The sequence below is a fragment of the Microbacterium sp. Bi128 genome (genome assembly GCF_918698205.1).
The window spans coordinates 1-2,510 of the sequence record NZ_CAKKMM010000738.1; the positions used below are offsets into that span (position 1 = coordinate 1).

Sequence of the window (2,510 nt, forward strand, 5' to 3'; positions counted from 1 at the left end):
GTGAGGACGACGGCGAACGTGCTGGTGAAGCCGACGAGCGCGGTGACGACGCCCGAGACGAGCGGGCGGGCGAGGGAGGCGGTCGAAGTCATGGAGACTCCGACGCTAGCGGGTCGGGTCAGACGGTGACGACCTGGGCCGTGCCGGGAGCGGCATCCGGGCCCATCTCGTCGGCGAGGCGGTTGGCCTCTTCGATGAGGGTCTGCACGATCTCGGCCTCGGGCACGGTCTTGATGACCTGACCCTTGACGAAGATCTGTCCCTTGCCGTTGCCCGAGGCGACGCCGAGGTCGGCTTCGCGCGCCTCGCCCGGACCGTTGACGACGCAGCCCATGACGGCCACGCGCAACGGAACCGTCATGTCCTTGAGTCCCTCGGTGACGTCGTCGGCGAGCGTGTAGACGTCGACCTGGGCACGACCGCACGACGGGCACGAGACGATCTCGAGCTTGCGCTCGCGCAGGTTCAACGACTGCAGGATCTGATGCCCGACCTTGACCTCTTCGGCCGGCGGCGCCGAGAGCGAGACGCGGATCGTGTCACCGATGCCCTCGGAGAGCAGGATGCCGAACGCGGTGGCGCTCTTGATCGTGCCCTGGAACGCCGGTCCCGCCTCGGTCACACCGAGGTGCAGGGGCCAGTCGCCGCGCTCGGCGAGCAGACGGTAGGCCTTGACCATCACGATCGGGTCGTTGTGCTTGACCGAGATCTTGAAGTCGTGGAAATCGTGCTCCTCGAACAGCGAGGCCTCCCACACGGCGCTCTCGACGAGCGCCTCGGGCGTGGCCTTGCCGTACTTCTCGAGCAGGCGACGATCGAGCGAACCCGCGTTGACGCCGATGCGGAGCGAGACGCCCGCGGCCTTGGCCGCGGCGGCGATCGAGCCGACCTGGTCGTCGAACTTGCGGATGTTGCCCGGGTTCACACGCACCGCGCCGCACCCGGCGTCGATCGCCTGGAAGACGTACTTCGGCTGGAAGTGGATGTCGGCGATGACCGGGATCTGGCTCTTCTTCGCGATGATGTGCAGCACGTCGGCGTCGTCCTGCGACGGCACCGCCACGCGCACGATCTCGCAGCCGGATGCCGTGAGCTCGGCGATCTGCTGCAGGGTGGCGTTGATGTTGGTCGTCGGCGTCGTCGTCATCGACTGGACGCTGACGGGGGCGTCACCGCCGACGAGGACCTTGCCGACCTTGATCTGGCGCGTCTTTCGACGGGGAGCGAGGACCTCCGGTACGCGGGGCATCCCGATGTTCACTGCAGGCACGCGCCCAGCCTACGCCGCCGCGCCCGAGCGAGGGCTGAGGGCGCTCTGTGATAGGTTCGGCGCCATGCACGCGTATACCTGCTGGTGGCCCACCGTCTAGGCGGTGAGCACGTGTGCGACAGACCGCCCTCCCTCGGGATCCGGGCGGTCTTCGTGTTTCCGGCGGCCGCTTTGGACCCTCGATCTCAGACGGAAGTACTTCGATGACCGGGCCCGACCCCTCCTCCCTGATCCACGACCTGCTCGCCGGTGACGCGCCGTTCGCGCTCATCGCGCGCGACGAGGCGACCGTCGAGGTGCTCACCGGCACCGTCGTCGACGTCGACCTCCTCGCCGACATCCCGCTGATCGACGGCGACGGCGCGCCCCGCGAGGTTCTGGCCCTCGTGCCGTTCCGACAGGTCCGCGAGCGCGGCTTCGTCTGCCACGACGACGGCGCACCGCTGCGCTGCCTCGTGATCGACGAGCGGATGCCGCTCCCCCGCGCCGAAGTCCTGGCATCCCTCCCATCCGAGCCCGTGGCGCTCGACGGCGCCGGGTTCGACATCGACGACGAGGCCTACGCCGACATCGTCCGGCGGGTGATCGCGGACGAGATCGGGCGCGGCGAGGGGGCGAACTTCGTCATCCGTCGCGATTTCGTCGCCGGAGTCCAGGCCGACCCGCGCGTGGCCGCGCTGACGTGGTTCCGGGCGCTGCTCGAGCACGAGAAGGGCGCGTACTGGACCTTCGCGGTCGTGACCCCCGCTCACGTCGCGGTCGGCGCGAGCCCCGAGGCGCACGTGAGCGCCCGCGAGGGCATCGTGACGATGAACCCCATCTCGGGTACGTTCCGCCACCCACAGGGCGGCGCCACGGCGGACACGCTCGCGGAGTTCCTGCGATCGACCAAAGAGACCGAGGAGCTCTTCATGGTCGTCGACGAGGAGCTGAAGATGATGAGCGCCGTCTGCAGCGACGGCGGGCGCATCACCGGCCCGCACCTCAAGGAGATGTCGCGGCTGACGCACACCGAGTACATGCTGCGCGGGCGCAGCACGCTCGACCCGCGCGACATCCTCCGCGAGACGATGTTCGCCCCGACCGTCACCGGGTCGCCGATGCAGAACGCCTGCACCGTGATCGCCCGCCACGAGACGACGCCGCGCGGCTACTACTCCGGCGTCGCCGCCCTGTTCACGCCCAACGGTGCCGCGGAGGGCGTGACCCACGACCTCGACGCCCCGATCCTCATTCGCAC

General features: G+C 69.3%; 2 protein-coding genes. One reads left to right on the forward strand and one right to left on the reverse strand.

The window, feature by feature from the left end; translation table 11 throughout:
• Positions 1 to 118 precede the first annotated feature (118 nt).
• A complete protein-coding gene (gene ispG / locus LQV45_RS25595; RefSeq protein ID WP_230009442.1) occupies positions 119 to 1,270 on the reverse strand; it encodes a flavodoxin-dependent (E)-4-hydroxy-3-methylbut-2-enyl-diphosphate synthase in 1,152 nt (383 codons plus the stop codon).
• Between the two features lie 203 nt (positions 1,271 to 1,473).
• On the opposite strand from ispG, the gene LQV45_RS25600 reads away from it, so the two are divergent.
• A partial coding sequence (locus tag LQV45_RS25600) for a chorismate-binding protein (protein WP_230009443.1) occupies positions 1,474 to 2,510 on the forward strand: 1,037 nt, incomplete at its 3' end.